Annotated in this window: 16 protein-coding genes; 9 read left to right on the forward strand and 7 right to left on the reverse strand. The window is 48.2% G+C overall.

Annotated elements, in window-relative coordinates; all coding sequences use genetic code 11:
- Window positions 1-243: 243 nt before the first annotated feature.
- The 5 genes from ACXAG2_RS10310 to ACXAG2_RS10330 form a co-directional block, all read right to left on the reverse strand.
- Window positions 244-2,232 (reverse strand): hypothetical protein, encoded by a 1,989-nt coding sequence (locus ACXAG2_RS10310; RefSeq protein WP_474866634.1) that lies wholly within the window; start codon window positions 2,230-2,232, stop codon window positions 244-246.
- 17 nt (window positions 2,233-2,249) lie between these two features.
- Window positions 2,250-3,674 carry a hypothetical protein gene (locus tag ACXAG2_RS10315; RefSeq protein ID WP_474866636.1) on the reverse strand — a complete coding sequence of 475 codons (1,425 nt, stop codon included), beginning with the start codon at window positions 3,672-3,674 and terminating at the stop codon, window positions 2,250-2,252.
- 17 nt (window positions 3,675-3,691) lie between these two features.
- Window positions 3,692-5,785 carry a TonB-dependent receptor gene (locus tag ACXAG2_RS10320; RefSeq protein WP_474866638.1) on the reverse strand — a complete coding sequence of 698 codons (2,094 nt, stop codon included), beginning with the start codon at window positions 5,783-5,785 and terminating at the stop codon, window positions 3,692-3,694.
- Between the two features lie 258 nt (window positions 5,786-6,043).
- Window positions 6,044-6,577 (reverse strand): nuclear transport factor 2 family protein, encoded by a 534-nt coding sequence (locus ACXAG2_RS10325; RefSeq protein ID WP_474866640.1) that lies wholly within the window; start codon window positions 6,575-6,577, stop codon window positions 6,044-6,046.
- Between the two features lie 29 nt (window positions 6,578-6,606).
- Window positions 6,607-7,833: an MFS transporter gene (locus ACXAG2_RS10330; RefSeq protein WP_474866642.1), complete on the reverse strand. Its 1,227-nt coding sequence runs from the start codon at window positions 7,831-7,833 to the stop codon at window positions 6,607-6,609.
- 342 nt (window positions 7,834-8,175) lie between these two features.
- Here ACXAG2_RS10330 and ACXAG2_RS10335 point away from each other — a divergent pair, with 342 nt between their 5' ends.
- From ACXAG2_RS10335 to ACXAG2_RS10370, 8 genes are all read left to right on the forward strand, one after another.
- Window positions 8,176-9,327, forward strand: a complete 1,152-nt coding sequence (locus ACXAG2_RS10335) for an alpha/beta hydrolase family protein (protein WP_474866644.1) — start codon at window positions 8,176-8,178, stop codon at window positions 9,325-9,327.
- Window positions 9,328-9,511: 184 nt separating this feature from the next.
- Entirely contained in the window at window positions 9,512-10,444 is a 933-nt protein-coding gene (locus ACXAG2_RS10340; protein WP_474866646.1) for a VOC family protein, read from the forward strand.
- Window positions 10,428-10,829, forward strand: a complete 402-nt coding sequence (locus tag ACXAG2_RS10345) for a Rieske (2Fe-2S) protein (protein ID WP_474866648.1) — start codon at window positions 10,428-10,430, stop codon at window positions 10,827-10,829. The genes ACXAG2_RS10340 and ACXAG2_RS10345 overlap by 17 nt, the downstream gene beginning before the upstream one ends.
- Window positions 10,810-11,937 carry an FAD-dependent oxidoreductase gene (locus tag ACXAG2_RS10350; protein WP_474849251.1) on the forward strand — a complete coding sequence of 376 codons (1,128 nt, stop codon included), beginning with the start codon at window positions 10,810-10,812 and terminating at the stop codon, window positions 11,935-11,937. The genes ACXAG2_RS10345 and ACXAG2_RS10350 overlap by 20 nt, the downstream gene beginning before the upstream one ends.
- 144 nt (window positions 11,938-12,081) lie before the next feature.
- Window positions 12,082-12,963, forward strand: a complete 882-nt coding sequence (locus ACXAG2_RS10355; protein WP_474866651.1) for a LysR family transcriptional regulator — start codon at window positions 12,082-12,084, stop codon at window positions 12,961-12,963.
- Window positions 12,964-13,073: 110 nt separating this feature from the next.
- Window positions 13,074-13,817, forward strand: a complete 744-nt coding sequence (locus ACXAG2_RS10360; RefSeq protein WP_474849255.1) for an SDR family NAD(P)-dependent oxidoreductase — start codon at window positions 13,074-13,076, stop codon at window positions 13,815-13,817.
- A 10-nt stretch (window positions 13,818-13,827) separates the two neighbouring features.
- The gene (locus tag ACXAG2_RS10365; protein ID WP_474866653.1) at window positions 13,828-14,805 is read left to right on the forward strand and encodes a fumarylacetoacetate hydrolase family protein; all 978 of its coding nucleotides are present in this window, start codon (window positions 13,828-13,830) and stop codon (window positions 14,803-14,805) included.
- Entirely contained in the window at window positions 14,802-15,554 is a 753-nt protein-coding gene (locus tag ACXAG2_RS10370) for an SDR family NAD(P)-dependent oxidoreductase (protein ID WP_474866655.1), read from the forward strand. Before ACXAG2_RS10365 ends, ACXAG2_RS10370 begins: the two co-directional genes overlap by 4 nt.
- Window positions 15,555-15,846: 292 nt before the next feature.
- Here the strand turns inward: ACXAG2_RS10370 and ACXAG2_RS10375 are convergent, their stop codons facing one another.
- On the reverse strand, window positions 15,847-17,700 hold the full coding sequence (locus tag ACXAG2_RS10375) for a phytoene desaturase family protein (RefSeq protein ID WP_474866657.1): 1,854 nt from the start codon (window positions 17,698-17,700) through the stop codon (window positions 15,847-15,849).
- Between the two features lie 13 nt (window positions 17,701-17,713).
- Window positions 17,714-18,205, reverse strand: a complete 492-nt coding sequence (locus ACXAG2_RS10380) for a cupin domain-containing protein (protein ID WP_474866659.1) — start codon at window positions 18,203-18,205, stop codon at window positions 17,714-17,716.
- Window positions 18,206-18,442: 237 nt separating this feature from the next.
- On the opposite strand from ACXAG2_RS10380, the gene ACXAG2_RS10385 reads away from it, so the two are divergent.
- Complete coding sequence (locus ACXAG2_RS10385; RefSeq protein WP_474866662.1) at window positions 18,443-19,237, forward strand: SDR family NAD(P)-dependent oxidoreductase; 795 nt, start codon at window positions 18,443-18,445, stop codon at window positions 19,235-19,237.
- The last annotated feature ends 81 nt before the right edge of the window (window positions 19,238-19,318 follow it).

Consider the following 19,318-nt stretch of genomic DNA (forward strand, 5'->3'; position numbering starts at 1 on the left):
TTCGCGTATCGGGCTATTTCTCTCTTCATCGCCCTTTTTTGTTGCATTAAACGCTTAAAAAGTTAATTTAATGTAACAGGTAGGTTATATATTAAACATGCGTTTGAATGCAAGCATTTTGTAAAGGCGCTTAACAAATGATATCGATAGTCAATTTTATTTTGGGGAGAAAAAGCCGGAAGGAGATATGGCGGACAACATGTCCGCCAGGAATGAGAATTGATTGAGTTAATGGTTTCGAAATTACGAGGATACAGTCAGTTTGATGATACCTTCGTATTTACCTGGCTTGACTGGCGTAACTTTTCCGTCAACAGTCATTGATAACTTACCGTTTTTAGCTTTCATTTCCGCGCCTTCTGCAATAGTCAGGGAGGTGATAATACTCTCCCCTGTTACCAGCCAGACTCCCGTGTCTTCAAGCACAACTTCGATATCGTTGACACCATTGAAAAAAGGCTTGTTTTTAACATGTCCGAGATAATAGTACTCAGCATCAGTGAATTGAGTGTTCTGGTCTCCATGTTCATCGATATGAATAGCGCTCGTACTACTGATAACACCAATGATGATGGACCTGTTACCCATAGTAACTGTGAGTTTATCGCCTGGTTGGTTTCCAAAATAACCTGTCGCGTTGTAAAGGTCACCTTCAAGCTTAATGCCTTCTGCTTTTAACGTCACATTGGCGCGTTTTTCATCAGTCACAGACTCAAGTGAGTAGTCGATACCGGGATAGCCAGCTTTCTCGGTGAACGTAGTATTAAAGTGAAGTGCAACCTGAGACTCAGGATCGATACCCACCAGCATGTCATCGTTGTCCATCATTTGAAGTAATACCCCGTTACCCGGAGTGAGTTCAGACCGATCTTTTACTGTTATATCAACATTACCGTCTTTAAGCAGGAAGGTACTTTTTCCGGTCTTCACTTCTGTACCTTCGGCTATCACCAATTTGCCATCGCCATGAGACATCCAGCCAAAATTGTCTGAATAGATGTAAGACTTTTTACCTTTCCCGGTGATCTTTGAAAACGCGGGCGTATCATCAATCTGAATATCAAATACCTGTTGTTCGTTGCCGAAAAAATCAATGAATGTTTCACCTGTTGGAATTTGTAAACGGGGATAGATATTTAATGGTTCGTCAAACGTCGAGTCACCGTAATAAGCCTCACCTTCCCGCACAATTCCACCGTAGGTACCGGCGTGAATGGTTACACCGTAATAGAAGTGCTCAGATCCCAGAATATAACTGCCATAACCGCTGCCGTAACGGGTACTAAAGAGGTCTTTTTCACCATTTAATGTCAATGAAGAATCTACAATAGTCATCAACATAGCTGCGCCCATATCAGTAGACAACACCCCCCAGTTTGCAGCTTCGGCTTCACTACGCACCATGGTAAACGTCGTACGGTTTCCCATCATGTTAGTGCCACGTGCGCTACCTTTGATACCCAACACCCAGGGCGGAGCAAGCATCGCAGAGAAGTCAGCCGAGTTAGGATACCCTTCATAAAGTTCCCCACCATCTACTTTGAATGTTGAGTCTGTGATCAATAAGTCTGCATCTTCATATGCATACAGGGCCAGACGTGCCACACCCGACACATCAATGTTGCTGTTTGAGATAGCCAACCGGGCGCCGTTATAAGCTGCAAATGCTGCACCATAGCCGGAAAAATCGCTGTTATCACTGCCATCGGCATCAGAGCGGAAATCAACGTTTGCACCGTCAACACGATAACTGACGTTGCCATCGACCATCACACCATTGAAATTTCCGCTATCAGATACCAATGTGATGTCTTTCGCCTCCGACGCAGAATATTCGCCGCCCTGAATGGCTTGAATGACTGAACGTTTTTCATCAATCCCTTTCCCGGTAATTAGCAAAGCTGTGCGAAAATTGTCGACTCCACGGTCATTTTTACCAGTAGGACTTTGGTAGAACTTATCGGTAATGACCAGTTCCACATTATTATATTTACCCGGCAACATGGCGGTTTCCTTGCCATCAACCAACATCGTAACGGATTTGCCAGGTCGCTGAATAGCCGCGCCTTTTTCCAGAATGAGTGTGTTAACGCGAGTATCCTGGAAAATCTTCCACGGCTCGCCAGCCTTCACGTGCTGCTCATTTACTGAAACATCGAAAGCGTGTGTCGCTCCCGCGAAAGCAATAAGGGTCGCTAAACAGGTTTTTCTAAAAACTGAAGGTAGAGTCATACATATTTCCTGATAAATTAAATAGTTTCGATTATGAGATTGCCGCCAGAGGGCTGACTGATTTTCCCGGGCTTCAGATGAGATGAACGAATAGTTACCGTTACTCCCGGGTTGGTTTGTATTTGCTCGAGGCCCGCTGCATTGTCCAGCTCAATAACGCTGTTACCTGTTGCATGCCAGGCGCTCGTTTCATCAATGCTCAATGTCACATTGGATAACGCTCCATTTAGTACCGATCGTTTATTCAATGAAACTACGAGTCCTCTTTCGCTGTCCTGATTGACGACATCACCCGATAGCTTGCTGTTTTCAATCGACAGAGCTGTTCCGGGTACGCGGGCTCCGTTAACCTGGGTGCGGAATTTGTCCTCATTGACTTCGGCCAACAAAAGCACACCAGATTCAGACACAATAGAGGTGCTTTTTAAGGTGATGACTGCGTTCGCGCTTTTCACCCAAAATGCAGCATCTTCTGCATTGTGCTTCCCGCCAGCAACAACTAACCGCCCCTTTTCCTGCGGATTGCCCATGACTGAGTGAATCATGACCACGTTGCGACCCGAACTGGATTCGCTATCAAAAAAGGCCATTTCAGCCTCTCCCGCAATCACGCCAGTGTACGTTGCCACATCAAACACAGTGCGGTTTGCCACCACTTTTGCACCAAAATCTGCATAGGCGCCATATCCGCTATTATTGACAGTGACCTGACTGTCGTTCACTTCAAGGTAGGCTTCTCCGCCAGCGGCATCCGTAGACAATGCACCCCACCCATCAGCAATGAATTCACAGTTGTAGAAATAGCTCCGTGCATTACTCATGGTAAGCAGTGTTCTGGCGGTACCGGTAATACCCAACGGGGCCGGAGGCTCTTTCATACCGGGACCAATGACCGGCACGTAATCTTCAGGCAACTGTCCGCCATGAGAAACGAACTTACTATTAAACCCTTTAAGCGTTGCACGCTCCGCCGCCACCAGTGCACTGGATACTACACCGGACGTGACAATTTCACTGTCATACACATAGGCCACGCCACCGGTAACAAGTAAGCCCGCCCCTTTGCCCAGAAAGTCGTTGCTGCCGTCTCCACTCAGGTTGACAGATGTATCACTGATTTTGACTAGTGCGCCCGGCTCTTTAATGATAATGGCATTGAAGTCATCTTCATGTGATTTTAGCGTTAGTCCATTGATTGCAGATTTGCCGATTACACCGCTATCAGTAACCTCTGCAGTTTCGCTTTTTTGAACCGCTTCACCTGCGATTGTTATATAGCTTTTATACTGCGTGTCTTGAATACGCGGCATGGCCGGTGGTGGGCCAGGAGGCCCGTCTGGCAACTGTTGCGCCAGGGCACTTCCTATCATCACGACGCCTGCCAGCAGCGCGAAAGCGCTACTGGCAGATTGCTTGAGCTTACTACCCGTTAAAGTATTCATCTTCGTTCCTGAAAAATTTAAAAGCGATAGTTTAGTGACACACCAGTAGTTCTTGGTGCTCCGCCGACCACATACCCTGTGAAGAAACCAGTCTTGACAGCTTCATCAGTAAAGTTTTTCACATAGCCTGAAACACTTAATTTATCTTGTGCATCATGCCAGGTTACGGTTATATCTCCTGTGAAGTAATCACCTTGCAAGGCAATATCCTGATTGCTCGGAGCAACGTATTGCTCAGTGACGTACCTCATTTCGATTCTGGGGATCAACAGCCAGCCACCGTTACCTTCATAAATGTATTCGTAACCTGCTTTGATAGTCAGATCCGGTGAATGTGGTAGCCGTTCCCCCTTAAAGTTAATCGCATTGGCCCCTAACCCGTCACATTCTGCGTCTGCCGCGCCGGTGTACCCGCTTGGATTAAGACAAAGGTTTGACTCAATATCAGAGTTTAAGTAAGCGAGAGAGAAGTTGATTCGGTGGGCGTCAGAGGGAATTGCCAACATTTCCAGTTCAGCTCCCCAGTTCACCGCGTCAGCATTGTAGAAACTTAGATTAGGTCCCGTGGCTGTGATAAAGAAATCAACGATTTGGAAATCGGAATAATCGTAATAGAACGAACTGGCATTAAGCTGTAATGCACCATCCCATAGTCTGGATTTGATACCTGCCTCATAGGATAAAAGCTCCTCGGGAATGATGGTATTACCGTCAAACGGATTCACGCCACCGGGACGGAAACCGGTTGCAGCCTGCAAATAGACAAGTGCATTTTCGGAAAGATCATGCTCAAGTCCCAGCTTCCAGTCGAAAAAGTTATCGTCCCTCGTACCTGCGTACCCATAAATTGGAGCTGGCGCAGTTCCTTCTGATTCTCTCTCGTCCCAGGTATAGCGCGCACCTGCAGTTATCCTCCAGTCTTCTGCGACAGGGAAGGTTACCTGACCAAACAACGCATCGGAATCACCACTGGTAAAACTTGAATCTTCAACACCACTGGTTGTACCGTCTGCATATAATTCCTCGGCGACCAGGCTCTGCTCATAATCGTAATGGAAAAAACCAACAATCCATTCAATGTCTTCGCCAGGAAGACTGCCATAGCGCACCTCAAGAGCATTTTGTTCTACATTTTTAGGATCGTAACCGGCAGTCCCCCTCCCGGCAAAAATTGCCTCATTCGTACCATCTCCAGTCTGATAAGAAGGCAGAATAGTGAGTTGTCCGGGCCCCACATTCCATTGCAACTTGGCATAATACTTATCCGACGTATAATCCTGCCCATCACCAATTCCCGAATCATCAGTGGTGTAGTAGTCACCACTCTCCCAGTAAGCGCTTTCAGTGGCACCCGCCCCCATGCCATCCAGATGGATCCGGTCATACCCCAACAGTAAACTAAAATCGTCACTGGGCTGATATAGCGCCTTGATACGCTGACCATCACCTTCTAAATCGTTATGCCCGTTTGATAAAAAACCATCTCGTTTTACGATTGTACCCGCCACGCGCACCGCAAAGTCCTCAGACACAGGTATATTGACGGCCCCCTCTCCCCGGCGAAAATTGTAATCGCCGGCGCTTACTCCAACATGGCCACCAAACTCCCCCAATACCGGAGAGTGTGATATAAAGTTAATCACCCCGGCTGTAGCGTTTCTTCCATAAAGTGTCCCCTGGGGGCCGCGCATGACTTCGACTCGTTCTAAATCATAAAACCCTAACTGACCAGCTTCTGCACGAATGGAATACACCTCATCGTAATTAGTAGATACCGAACTTTCGCCAACCCCCGGGGGTAAATCGGAACCCAGGCCGCGAATAGCAAACACTTTGCCCCTGGCCGCCCCCTGCACTTCGACCCCTGCTACATTGGCAAGCACCTCATCAGCAGACACACGGGCAGCCTGAGCCAGACGCTCACCATCCACTACAGAAATAGCAGCAGGGACTTTCTGCAGAGGTTTGTTCGTTTTCGAAGATGTAACCATAATTATTTCGAGGTCTTCTTTTTGTTCTGCAGATTCTTGCGCTGTGGCGGTTGCACAAGTTGCAGATAAAACCGAAATAGCTACAGCACTCAGAAAGAAGCGATATTGCTGTTTTTTCATCTCAGACGTTCCTTTATTTATTCGAAGATCACTGACGCAGAATGATTAAAATTAAACCACTGCACATATGTATTTTTTTATTTAATTATTTGTTAATAACCGCATTTTTATTTTGCTAAATTGAAACGAAATTTAGAATTCGAATTAACAAATAGAGAAATTTTGCGGAACGAATACAGGAGACTGAGAAAATAGAAAGAGAAAAGGGCGACCTGTTATTGAGGACGCCCTGAGGTAAAGTAAGGTTTATTTTATTTGCTAGTGAGGAGAACCCAGTGAGCGTGTTTTCCCATCAGTTGTATATGTAAAATCCAAATAAGATACCGTTAGCTTTTTAATTTTCCCGAGATGATTAATTTTATAAATAATGGACCCGTAGTAGTCAAAAGCATCACCTTTTTTAATTTTACCGAACGGTGAATTTTCATCATCCCGCATGACGGTAAAGTGAGCGTGCAGATCAACAGCAAGGGTATCGCCGTCAAAAACAAATTCGTTCACAGTTAAGTCTTCTTTCATCAATGACCAAAGGCCGTGATAGTGTTTTTTTACCGCGGGTATACCTTCTAATACCAGCCCTCCATTTATATACACAATATCATCAGAAAAATAAGCTTCGAATGCCTGAGGGTTTTTCTCATTGAACAGTTTTATGTAATGCATATAACTGGCTTTGTTTCTTATACCGAACGTAGGTAAATCTTCGTCATTAATCGTTTCCATAGCACTGGCAGAAACAGGAAACATTGAGAATACTGCCAGAAAAAATACTACTTTAATTTTATTAAACATTATTACTTCCTTTATATTATCGAGTCTGATCACGCGCCATTTTTAATGGCAGAGTTAATACCACTATTCTTTTTTGGTAGCGTTACTATAGAGATAACAAACATGGCCAGCGCTACTCCGGCAAATACTTTAAAGCTTTCCAGGTGACTGCCATTTGCCAGATTCGCGAGCACCCAGGCAAAGACGAGTGTTGTTACGAATTGACCAGTGGCAAACGTAGATTGCCAAATACCAGCTCCCCGGGCCCGAACAGCGTGACCCAGCGGTTTAACGGCCCAGGTAAGCATAGTGGGAAGCAGCATGCCTGCGCCAAACTGGTTCAGGAACCCGGCAGCGACGAAAACTTTATAGTCAGGTGCACTGGCCATCGAGAAGAAACCCAGCGCCAGAATGCCAAATTCGAGTGCGATAAGATTTTTAAGGCCCAGCCATTGATGTATGTAACGATAGGCAATTGCTCCCATAGGCACGCCGATACTGGCGAATGACAGTAACCACCCGGTGATAGCTGAATTGTCTATATCGAACTCACCCAGTGCTGCAGCCATTTGAAATTGGAGCAAGTAAAAAAGAATACCGCCAATTAAAGTAAAACCGCATACGGTGCCCATGTGCCCCCAAGGAAAGCTCTTTGTATGCTCAGTAACGTGAGCTTCAGATTCCACTTCCTCATCTGACTGAGAGCCGGTTTCCCACGTAAACAAAATTGTCATTACCGCTAATGGCAAACTAAGCGCGTACAATGCGAAAGGCCCTTTCCAACCATAGGTGGCACCAAGGTATCCTGCGAGAGGAAACAGACACATAGCAGTGAGAGAGGCAACGGCAGCCTGACTTCCTAACCATTTATTCCTGTCATCGCCCTTGAAATAGTCCCCGATTAACGTTGTGGAACACGTCATCAAAAAGGCTTCACAGACTCCAACCAGTAATCTGGAGCCGAAAACCATCCAGTAACTATCAAGAAATAAGGGAGATACGCCACAAACCGCGTAAACAAACATACTCGCAATAAGCAATTGACGGCGTCCGACTTTATCAGCGATATAACCGGCCAGGGGAGCACCAAGTGCGATGCACAACGCTGGCAGAGAAAGAAGTAGAGGTACCCAATAGTTTGCATTTTCGATATGCCCAAATGCCTGCATGAGCTGCGGCACGATAGGAGCGAGAAGCACGGAACCCATGGTACTGAGGGTAATAGGTAATATTAGCACGATGCCCTGAAGGGTACCGGCTCTGCGATCTTTAATCATGGATTTGCCTTTTGTAGCTTTAAGTTATTAATTACCAGCCAGTCGGAAAAATGCGCGACAGTATTCTGCTATAGCATGTGCGCAAGCGAACTATTCAGAACAAGACTAACTGCAGTATCAGTGTGCCGACAAATTCGCCTTACGAATAAGGTTCATATAAATAACAAATTGATAACAACTCAAACAACAGTAACCAAATATTTACAATACTGATAATGTCATTCCGAATAATCGATAGGGTCTTAATTGTGTTTGTAAGTTTCGATGAGTAATCATAGTGCAAATAACTACTGACCAATTAGCCACGACACGTACCAATCGCTGTCGATACAGGAGCACGACATGTTTGAACCGTTCAAAGGAAATTACGTCTGGAATCTTCAGGTTAATCTCGCCCTTGCATGCGGAGGGAATCACGGCGAAGTAGATGCCGCCTGTCGCCCTATTTTTGAGGCCGCCGCCAACGGTGAAGATGCGGGTACAGAGTTACTTTTTGACAGCTGGATTGCCGTGGCGAAGCAGGTCGAAGAGAACGCCCGCAAAGATGAAGAACAAGGCTATTTTTTGTCTGCCGGAACAAAGTACGCCCGTGCATCCGGTTACTATCTGTCTGCCGAACGCATGCAATCCAGAGATTATGCTCCGCGTTGGGAAGCCTACGACAAAGGCCTGGCGCTGTACCGTAAGCACGTAGAGTGCAGCGGTTTACATGTGGATTTTTTGGATATTCCTTATGAAGGCACGTCTTACCCCGCTATTTTCGTTCACGATGGCAGCGGCATTAAGCGCCCGGCGCTGGTTTCGGTAAATGGCCTGGACTCAATGAAAGAACAGGTGAACATGGCCGGTCATGGTAAATCTAACCTCGACCGGGGCATGTACACTTTGTTTGTCGATCAACCAGGTACCGGTGAAGCACTGCGTAAACGTGGCCTGACTGCAGTGTACGATACAGAAAAATGGGCAACACCGGCATTCGACTATCTGGCATCCCGTGATGATGTGGATGAGAATCGAATAGGTATTTTTGGCCTTTCTCTGGGTGGCTATTATGCGCCACGCGCGGCTGCGAACGAACCTCGATTTGCACTGTGCGCAGTAATGGGCGCTAACCATGTTTGGGGCCAGAGACAAAAAGAGCGTATGGAGCGTGAAGGCGAGAATCCGGTGCCACACTACTGGGATCATGTACTGTGGGTATGGGGGAAGGAAAACCTTGATGACTTTATGGCCTATATGCCAAAAGTCACTTTGGATGGCCAGATCGAAAAAATGAAAATGCCGTTTCTTATTACGCATGGTGAAGGTGATCGCCAGATACCAGTAAGCAACGCTTATCGATCCTACGAGCAGGCAGTAAATTCAGTTAACCGTCATCTGCGAATATTCACAACCAAAGACTTTGAAATAGAACACTGTGGCGCAGACAACGGCACCGGTATGCGGGACTATGTTGCCGACTGGTGCGCAGCGGAATTTGAGAAAATGAAGTAACTTCTTTTAAACTGAGCATCAAAAAGCACACTGGAATCCTCGCCGGTGTGCGCGTTCTATCTGTCTCACCAATTGTTTATTTCCTGTATCTGAGTTGTAAATAACCTTCATCCAATCAAGCAATTTCCAACTCCTCATCCACCTCTCTACACTACTTTCAAGTTAAAGAAATAATGGATTTACCATGAATATAGTTGGTTTAGACGAACTGGTATTCGGTGTTGACGACGTACAGGCTTGTTGTCAGTACCTCACCGATTACGGCCTTATTCCTGTAGGTGTATCTGATGAAGGTGGCCGCTTTGAAGGACAGGACGGCACGGCTGTTATCATCAGACACAAGGACCATGCAGCACTACCGGCACCGTTACCCACTGCATCGATGCTGAGACAAACCGTGTATGGCGTAGACAACCAGACCACGCTGGATGCTATCAAAGCAGAACTGAGTACTGACCGCGAAGTGATTACCGGTGAGGATGGTAGCCTGACTACCGTGGACAACAGCGGTTTTGCGCTGAAATTTCAAATCACTTGTCGTAAGGCGTTTACCGGCAAAAATGAGCAGATTAATTCTCCGGGTTTTGCACCACAGCGTCCGGTTAATGAACCGGGGGCAGATGACAGCTACGACATCATTCCTGCCAGCTTGTCCCACGTCGTCTACTTCGTTCCGAATATTAAAGAGGCAGAGTCGTTTTACATCGACAGGCTCGGTTTCCGGGTTGCCGATCGTTTCACCCGGTTAGGGCCGTTCCTGCGCCCGCAGGGAACTTTTGATCACCACTCACTGTTTCTTATCGATACCCCGTCGCATATGCAGGGTTGTGAGCATTTCACGTTCCACCTGGCCGGGCCGAACGAGCTGTTGCTGGCGGGCAAACGTTTTCAGGATAAAGGCTACGAAACTTTCTGGGGTCCGGGCCGGCATATATTTGGCTCAAACTATTTTTGGTACTTCAACAGCCCCATGGGCGTGCATGTTGAATATGATGCAGACATGGATTTGCATGATGACAGCTGGACGCCACGGGAAGCCATGGCCAGCGCAGATACCTCGCAAATTTTCAATTTCACCCTGGTGAAAAAATGGATGCCCGGTGGCGATCCGCACTGATGGCATCACCCTGTGTGCGCTGGAGGATATTGTGCTGAATACCAGTAAAGGTTTCAGCACCGGCGCACAGCGGGCAGCGTCTATTTTTGTAGTGAGAACCGGCCATAACAGCATTGCTGCTTTTCGTAACAGTTGTCCGCACAAGGGCTACGAACATGCGTCCATGGCCTGGAAAAAAGATGCTTTTCTGGACGGGTCTGGCCAGTTCATTAAATGCGGCTCACACGGCGCGCTGTTCGAACGCAATACCGGTTTTTGTATTTCCGGCCCCTGTAAAGGGAGTCACTTAACGCCGGTACAGGTAGAAATAAATAGTCACGGGAATCTCGTCTGGTACCCCGACTCAGAAACAGAAGAACATGAACATGACATCATCAGTAAATAAAGTGCTTATTGTCGGCGGGGGCTTCACCGGTATGTCCACAGCCATTCTGCTCAGTAAACAAGGAATAGAAGTACACCTTGTTGAACTGGACAAAAAATGGAAGACAGACGGGGCCGGTATCACTGTTAGCGGTCCGTCACTGCGTGCCATAGAGCAAATTGGTCTGATTGACGAATTCCGCCGCCACGGTGCTATTTGCCAGAACGTCGACATGCTCACTGCTGACGGTACTTTCCTGCGTCAAATAGTTACTCCTGCCGTGCCCGGTTCAAGTATTACCGGAGGCGGTGGCATCATGCGCCCGGTACTTGCCGGTATTCTGGCTGAAAAAGTGCAGCAAAGCGGCGTGCATGTACACCTTGGCTGCACCTACGAAACACTGACTGAGCAGGAAGACGGTATTAAAGCCATGCTGACAGATGGCTCTGAACATGTGTTTGACATGGTACTGGCCGCAGATGGTGTATTTTCTAAAACCCGTGAGCAGTATTTTGCCGGAGCACCGGTGCCTCAGTATACCGGTCAGGTGGTGTGGCGCGCGGTGGTGGAACGCCACGGCCTGGAACGTCCGGCATTGTTTTACGGTAGCAATGGCAAACTCGGTTTTACCCCGGTGTCATCCACCCACATGTACCTGAATTACACCGAACAACGGCCGCAAAAGTCCCGCATCGCTGATGAAGAACTGCTGCCTTACCTGCAAAACTTGATTGCGCCATTTACTGCACCGGTGATTGAAGCAGTGAAAGCGGAACTCTCTGAATCATCCAGCATTCTGGCACGCCCGCTGGAAGGGATGATCATGCCCCGTTCCTGGTTTAAAGGCCGGATATTGCTGATGGGAGATGCAGTTCATGCCACAACACCCCATCTCGCGTCGGGTGCAGGTATGGGCCATGAAGATGCTGTGGTGATAGCCGATGAAATTGCATCAGGTGGCACGGTAGAAGAGATCTTCACCCGCTTCGAGAATCGCCGCTGGCCCCGATGCAGCATGATTGTGACTAACTCAAAGCGCTTAGGTGAAATTGAGCAAACCGGCGGTTCAAAAGTAGAGCATATTCAGGTTATGGCGTTAACCATGAGCGCATTAATGGCGCCCATTTAACACCTGCTTATCAGTAATACGAAAGCCTTAAGTAAAATAATGTTTTCTTTGTTGTAATCATATAGTTAAAAAATGATACTAGTGCTTTAGGGCTTTCATGCAGGTTTTCTCATGCGTTTAAACAGACTCGACCTCAATTTACTGGTGGCACTGGATGCCTTGCTTACCGAACGAAGTATTACGCTGGCAGCTGAACGTATTTGTTTAAGTCAGCCTGCCACCAGTGGTGCACTGGCGCGGTTGCGGGAGTTTTTCAATGACGATTTACTGGTACGGGTGGGTGCAAAAATGCAACCGACGCCATTAGGTGAGAGCCTCGCAGAGCCAGTTCACAATATCCTTTTACAAATTCAAGCCACCGTTGATCGCGGTGTAACCTTTGATCCGTACACCTGTAACAGAAAATTCAAATTTATCGCTGGCGACTACAGTAGTACGGTATTGCTTACCGCGGTCGCTAAGCAGATTAATTCACTTGCCCCGGGGATTCAGTTTGAATTTTTTATTCCGAGCAATAAGCCTGCAGAAGTATTAGACCGGGCAGAAGTAGACTTCATGATAATGCCGATGTCGATAAAGGTTGATCATCACCCATGCGAGGAATTATTTTCTGAAAAATTTGTATGTATTGCATGTGAACAGAACGATGCAGTTCATGAAAATATAACACTGGACGATTTTTTGAACCTTGGCCACGTCACTGTAAAATTTGGCACGAGTCGCGTAACCAGTCAGGATCAAGTACTCATGAGAGATAAGTGGGGAAAAGAGCCAAAAGTAGAAATAATCACATCGACTTTTAATGCGATTCCTCAATTTTTACCCGGCACAGCGCGCGTGGCAACTGTTTATCAACATCTTGCTGAGCACTGGCAGGCACTCATCCCCATCAAAACCATTCCGCTTCCGGAACCTTTACCTGAGATATCGTGGGCATTGCAATGGCATAAATACCGGGACCAGGATCCGGCGCTAATCTGGTTAAGAGAACAGATAATAGCTACTGCCCGTAAGACCTTTGCCTGACACCACTGCCGGATTATTGGCAAAACAAATAGTCCGGCTTTACCGAATCAAATATTCCGCCTCAGGTGTGCCTGTTACACTTTATTCACAATTTTTTGTGGAGAAAGAAAATGCCGGGACATCAAAACAGAATTGCAGTTATTACGGGCGCCGCCGGTGCGTTAGGACGGGAATTCGCTCTGGCTCTGGCATCACGGGGATGCGATATCGCCATAGCGGACATTCAGGATGCCTCCGCCGTGGTGGCAGAAATTCGTGCCACCGGTCAGCGGGCTTACAGTGAAATTGTTGACTTGTCAGACGCAGAACAGGTTTCGCAGTTTGCTGATAACGTACTCAGTAAATTCGGTCAGGTAGACATTCTTGTTAATAACGCTGCTTTCATGCCGGTAATACCGCTGGCTGAACTTGATTTAGCAACGTTCAGAAAATTTGAAGCCATAAATGTTGAAGCTGCATTCATTCTGGGCAAAACGTTCGGTATGGGTATGGCAGAACGGGGTTACGGACGCATCGTTCAAATCGCCTCCAGCACCACCGGCACGGCAATGCCCGGGTTTTCAGCGTATGTGACAACAAAAATGGCGGGGATCGGTCTGACCCGGGCGCTGGCTGCAGAATTCAGTTCTTCAGGAGTCAGAGTCAATGCCCTTTCGCCCGGACTTACCCGTACGCCGGAATCAGCAAAAAACCTGCCCCCGCAGTTATTCGATAACGTGAAAAATAATCTGCAACTGATTAAGCAAACCGAAGAGCCACAGGATTTAACCGGCGCACTGTTGTTCCTGACATCCGAAGAATGCGGCTTTGTTACCGGGCAAACTATCAACTGCGATGGCGGCGTTAACTTTTAAGGAGAAGGCTATGAAACTCGCAACACTGAAAAACGGCACCCGCGACGGAACCCTTGTAGTGGTATCCCGTGATTTAACCCGGGCAGCAGACGTTTCCCATATTGCTAAAACCATGCAACTGGCACTGGAAAACTGGGACGCGGTGCTTGCTGATCTCACCGCCGTTTACGACAAGCTCAACGATAATGCGGTTTCAGACGCATTCACGTTTAACCCTCAGGATGCTATGGCTCCCCTGCCCCGCTGCCACCAGTTCATTGATGCCTCGGCATTTCTAAACCATGGCAACATAATGGAAAAGGCCTTTGATCTGGATGTGAAGAAAGATCCGAACATCCCTATTCTTATTCAGCGTCAGAGCGATGACTTTATGGGCCCCTGTGAAGATTATGCTTTCCCTTCTGAAGAAGATAACGCCGATTTTGAAGGGGAATTTGCGGTTATTACCGGCGATATTCCTATGGGGGCGTCCGCCTCTGAAGCGCTGGATAGGGTAAAACTGGTCACTATTTTAAATGACATGAGCATGCGTAAGCATCTTTTCCGTGAATTACAAATGGGCTTCGGCTTTATATTGGCAAAGCCGGCGACGGTGTTTGCACCGGTGGCGGTTACCCCGGATGAACTGGGTGATGACTGGAAAGACGGACGTGTGCACCTGAACATGGAAGTGAGCCGCAACGGGGAATGGTTTGGTCACCCTAATGGCCGCGAAATGGACTTTTCTTTCGGGCAAATCCTTCAGCACATCACGTACAACCGCAACATCAAAGCCGGTATGATTTTAGGTTCGGGAACGGTATCCAGTAAAGACTGGAAAGAAACAGGATCGGCCTGTCTAGCAGAGCGCCGGGCACTGGACATACTGGAATTTGGTGAAGTGAAAACCGATTTTCTAAAGTACGGTGAATCCCTCAGCTTCGACGTGAAAGATCACCTGGGTCAGAGCGTATTCGGCAAAATTGACCACACCATGGTAAAACCATGACTGCTAATGTCGCTTCCCTGTTCAGCGTTGAGAACAAACGCGTGGTGGTGACAGGTGCACTTGGCGGGATTGGCAGTGCCGTTGCCCGCCTTTTTCTTGAGGCTGGTGCAACGCTTATTCTGGCCGACCGTGAGCACAGTTTCCCGGAAACTCCGCCCGGCACAGTGTATATTCCTGCGGATTTCAGTGCTGAAGGCGGTGCTAATGCACTCATTCAGCATATTCAGAATGCGCCGGTAGATATTATTATTCACACTGCCGGCATTGAAGGTCATGTGGGAAGCATGGACGACTGCGCTGAGGCCGACTGGTTGCGTACCATGAGAATTAACCTGCTGTCAGCCCAGTTACTGTCTGCTGCCGCAGTTAAAGGCATGCAGCAGCGGGGTAGCGGACGGCTAATTTATGTGGGCAGCATTGCAGGCAAACGTGGCACATCGGCCTTAGGACTGTATTCGGTCACGAAAGCCGGGCTGTCTCAACTTGCCCGCAACTACGCGGTACAACAAGGTAGATATGGCATAACCGCCAATTGTATTTGCCCGGGTCTTATCGATACGCCGTTATCGAAACATCTGCAGGCCGACGCGGCGTTTATGACCAAACGTATGCAGCAAACACCCCTTAACCGCCTTGGCACAACAGATGAAATCGCCGCTACCGCGCTTTATCTGGCCAGTGCAGCCGGAGGTTTTACAACAGGTCAGGATATTGTGGTGGACGGGGGAACACTGATCTCAGATTGTTAGCTGTTACCTGCCGGAAATAACGGTATAGCCTTACTGTTATCATATGAAGTTAATTAAAAAACCCCGCTACAGAAAGACTGTCGCGGGGTTTTAAGTGTTGTACTACGGGTAATGTGCATGCTCAATATGCCCGAATGCCTGCACAAGCAACGGCATGATTGGCGCTAACAACCCGGCCCTCATCACGGCGATGTGTAACAGGAAGGATCAGAATAATTTCCTGTATCGTACCAGCCTTTCTGGTGACCATGTTGCGTTTCCCGGAGCCTATCCGTAGTAGAATTGTCATTGTTTAGTCTTTGCTGAACAGCATTTTTACGATTGTCATGAACTTCGCCGGAGACAGCGCCATCTTAGCGGCTCTGCGTAAATCTCCGGGCCCCAGGCGGGCAGTTAATGGCATCGTTCCGAAGGTTTTACCCCGCACCACCAACTCATCATCTGTTGTATCAATGCTGTCCACCGTCATCAGTTCAGCATCGTTCTCATCGAACAGTCGCACCGCACCATCATCCGGCGCCTGTGTTCTGGCTTTCACGTTACTTTTGGATTTACTTTCGCCGGTCTGGAACGTGCTGTCGAAGTCCATACCCAAATCTTCGAACATCACCATGGCAGCGGCGCGCCCAGCGCCCACAACACCACCTGCAGGCGGCATTGACGGGCCAACCAGATACAGTGAATCGATTCCCGGTACTTTAAACTGACCAAGATCCGGCGTAGGACGATGTCCCACACTTTGGTAGAAGTACGGTGCCACACCGTGAACATCACCTTCCACCATGGAGTTCGGCGAGTTTCTTTCCAAATCCAGTGGCGTGTAGAATTTGTGGGCGATGATATTGTCGCTGTTAAGGTTCGACACGAACTTACCTTGTTGCTTCTGGCGTTCTTCACCATAAGCTTCACGTATTTCATCCCAGCGGCTGCTGCCACCTTCAAGAAGATTAAACGGAGCAAAGCCGGTGCTGTGCCACATGCCGGCGCCTTCCGGTACGCGAGAGGGATCCGTTTTGGACTCATCGTTACCCGCAGAAAACATCATGTCGGTCAGCTCCCCCCGCTTTACAGCATCAAAGTCACGCTGCATATCCGCCATGGATTCATGCTGACAAAGGGTAAGCATAATGGCTTTTTCCACATCTTTTTCTGCAGTACGGAATTGTACGGGTTCGCGAAGATCGTAGTGAGCAACAAACAAACTGAACGCTGCCAGACTGGCATTTTCAGCACGCTTGAGTACGGGTTCAGACACGCCATCAACAAACTGACGAATTTTATGGGGGTGCATGGAGCCGATGACAGCGTCACGGGCCATGATTTTCTCGCCAGTGACCAGCTCAACGCCTTTGGCTTTACCGCCTGACACCAGGATGCGCTTGATTTCGCTGTTGTAGCGAATTTCGCCCCCGGTAGCTTCGATAGCTCTCACCATAGATTCTGACAATTTACCTGAGCCACCCCAGGGTTGGGCTACGCCGTAGGTGTGCATGAGCGCCGTAAACATCACAGTCCCCATACCAGTGCCCAGCTCATCAGGTAATTGCAGGTTTTCAGACACCGCACGGGCAATGTGCATTTTGATTTTATCGTGAGTAAACCAGGTATTGATAATATCCATGCTGCTGCGTTGCATCATGTCCATCATCACGCGGCCTTCTTCACTGCTGTCCAGCATTGCCATCAGCGCGCCCAGAGGAGGCTGAGGTTTGTACATACCCGGCATAATCATCGGCAGCATGCTTTGGCCCAGTTCAACGAAACGGCGGTACGCTTCAGCATCACGCTGAGAAATTTTAGCCATGCCTTCGCAGGTTTTATCCAGGTCTTTATAGGTCATCAGCGCCGTCTGGTCAGCAAAAATAGTGGCGTGAGGTACGTCTGAATATTTGTAGTCCATGCCATATTTTTTGAACAAATCCAGCTCATCATTGGTGATAAGCGGGTTCGCCTGAATCATAATATGCACACTGGAGTGCAAATCGTGGTGGTAACCCGGCGTCAGGATTTGCTGTGTGGCTGCACCGCCACCGGCGTAGTCATGGCGCTCCAGCAGCAGTACTTTCTTTCCGGCTTTTGCCAGATACCCGCACGTTGTCAGACTGTTATGGCCTGCGCCCATTGCGATTACATCAAAATCAGCCATTTTTTACTTCCTGTTAAGGGTGAACTTCCGGCAGAGGCTCACCGTTAATTTCTACCGGCGTTGCTTCTGTAAGTACAAAAACAATACGGCATACTTCGTTCTCAGACGGATTCCGCCAAAGATGGATAGTGCCCCGTTGCACTACGATGTCACCGGCATGAAGCAGAGTTGTATTGCCATCATCCAACTCAAGTTCCAGCTGGCCCTGCATCACAATGCCATAGTCCAGACTGTTGGTACGATGAAAGGGCGACGCCGATTGCGGCAGCATATCCACCACACGGATCACAGAACCGCCGTTCAATGTGAGTCCGGCATCACGGTTGCGACCGTCAGTTTCATCATTGTTTTCCACCGGCAAATCAGGTGCTGTCCAGACAAGTGTAAATTCGGCATCACCACTGGGAATTAGTTTTGTCTCAAAAGCCTGATCGTCTTTGAAAATCGATCTGCCATTCTCATCGTGCCCCGTTACCACACGGCGTACATCTTTAAGTTGTCCCATCGCTAACCTTCATCTGAGCATTTATATATTATGACTCAAAGTGTACTGACAGGCTGTACGCGCACAAATCGATTATGCAGATATCGCACATTCCAATAACAAATGATTCACAACATCAACGAGACTAGCGCTGGACAACACACTATCTGTACGGGGGATTCGGCACATCAGTAACGCAAATTTTCAAATTTTCGCAACATTTTTTACACTTAGTTTAACTATTACAGGGGAAAGTATATGCATAACGAAAGTAACAGCGTTTCTGAACAAAACCGCCGACTGGCAGGGAAAACCGCACTGGTCACAGGTATCGGCGATGGCATCGGTAAAGGTTGCGCTCTCATGTTCGCCAGGCAAGGCGCAACGGTTATTGGCACAGATATAAATGAAGAAGCGGCGTTGCGCACGGTAGAGGAAGCGCAGTCACAAGGCCTGTCTTTGCAGTTCGCCTGTGCCGCTGACCTCACCGATGAAGATGACATTACCAATTTGCGTGAAAGAGTGACGACGCTAACCGGATCCCTAAATATCATCGTCAATGCTGCGGCTACTGCTGTGTTTAAATGGATAGAGGATATGACCTATGCAGACTGGCAACTAACCTTAAAAGCAGAGTTAGACTCGGTATATCTGGTCACCCGGGCATTCTGGCCACATCTGAAAGCATCCGGATCCGGTTCTGTGATTAATTTTGCTTCGGCCAACGCTTACCAGGCATTAAAAGGCTCTGGCGCACTGGCGCACTGTGCGGGCAAAGGAGGTGTGTTGGCAATGACCCGCCAACTGGCGATGGAAGGTGGTCCTCATGGTGTTCGGGCAAACACTATATCACCCGGGCTCATTGTAACCGGCGCCACAGCTCCGGTGATTGACGATGAAGAATTCCTCAGAAATGTCATGGCAAAAAACATGCTGGGCCGCTTAGGCAAGCCGGAAGACATTGCCTGGTGCGCCACCTATCTTGCCAGTGACGAAGCCAGCTTTGTCACCGGCGCAGATTTTTCCATTGATGCAGGGGCCATTGCCTGGTAAGTGTCGTCTGGCGAATAGCGGGCAAGACATTGCCCGATAACCCGCCAATAAAAAACCCCGCTGACAGTTAACTGTCAGCGG

It is taken from the genome of Alteromonas sp. ABH4_456 (assembly GCF_056160645.1).

Excerpts from the sequence above, each read along its gene's own strand:
- ACXAG2_RS10310 (WP_474866634.1), bottom strand. The coding sequence starts at position 2,232 with ATGACTCTACCTTCAGTTTTTAGAAAAACCTGTTTAGCGACCCTTATT.
- ACXAG2_RS10315 (WP_474866636.1), bottom strand. The coding sequence starts at position 3,674 with ATGAATACTTTAACGGGTAGTAAGCTCAAGCAATCTGCCAGTAGCGCT.
- ACXAG2_RS10320 (WP_474866638.1), bottom strand. The coding sequence starts at position 5,785 with ATGAAAAAACAGCAATATCGCTTCTTTCTGAGTGCTGTAGCTATTTCG.
- ACXAG2_RS10325 (WP_474866640.1), bottom strand. The coding sequence starts at position 6,577 with ATGTTTAATAAAATTAAAGTAGTATTTTTTCTGGCAGTATTCTCAATG.
- ACXAG2_RS10330 (WP_474866642.1), bottom strand. The coding sequence starts at position 7,833 with ATGATTAAAGATCGCAGAGCCGGTACCCTTCAGGGCATCGTGCTAATA.
- ACXAG2_RS10335 (WP_474866644.1), top strand. The coding sequence starts at position 8,176 with ATGTTTGAACCGTTCAAAGGAAATTACGTCTGGAATCTTCAGGTTAAT.
- ACXAG2_RS10340 (WP_474866646.1), top strand. The coding sequence starts at position 9,512 with ATGAATATAGTTGGTTTAGACGAACTGGTATTCGGTGTTGACGACGTA.
- ACXAG2_RS10350 (WP_474849251.1), top strand. The coding sequence starts at position 10,810 with ATGACATCATCAGTAAATAAAGTGCTTATTGTCGGCGGGGGCTTCACC.
- ACXAG2_RS10360 (WP_474849255.1), top strand. The coding sequence starts at position 13,074 with ATGCCGGGACATCAAAACAGAATTGCAGTTATTACGGGCGCCGCCGGT.
- ACXAG2_RS10365 (WP_474866653.1), top strand. The coding sequence starts at position 13,828 with ATGAAACTCGCAACACTGAAAAACGGCACCCGCGACGGAACCCTTGTA.
- ACXAG2_RS10370 (WP_474866655.1), top strand. The coding sequence starts at position 14,802 with ATGACTGCTAATGTCGCTTCCCTGTTCAGCGTTGAGAACAAACGCGTG.
- ACXAG2_RS10375 (WP_474866657.1), bottom strand. The coding sequence starts at position 17,700 with ATGGCTGATTTTGATGTAATCGCAATGGGCGCAGGCCATAACAGTCTG.
- ACXAG2_RS10380 (WP_474866659.1), bottom strand. The coding sequence starts at position 18,205 with ATGGGACAACTTAAAGATGTACGCCGTGTGGTAACGGGGCACGATGAG.
- ACXAG2_RS10385 (WP_474866662.1), top strand. The coding sequence starts at position 18,443 with ATGCATAACGAAAGTAACAGCGTTTCTGAACAAAACCGCCGACTGGCA.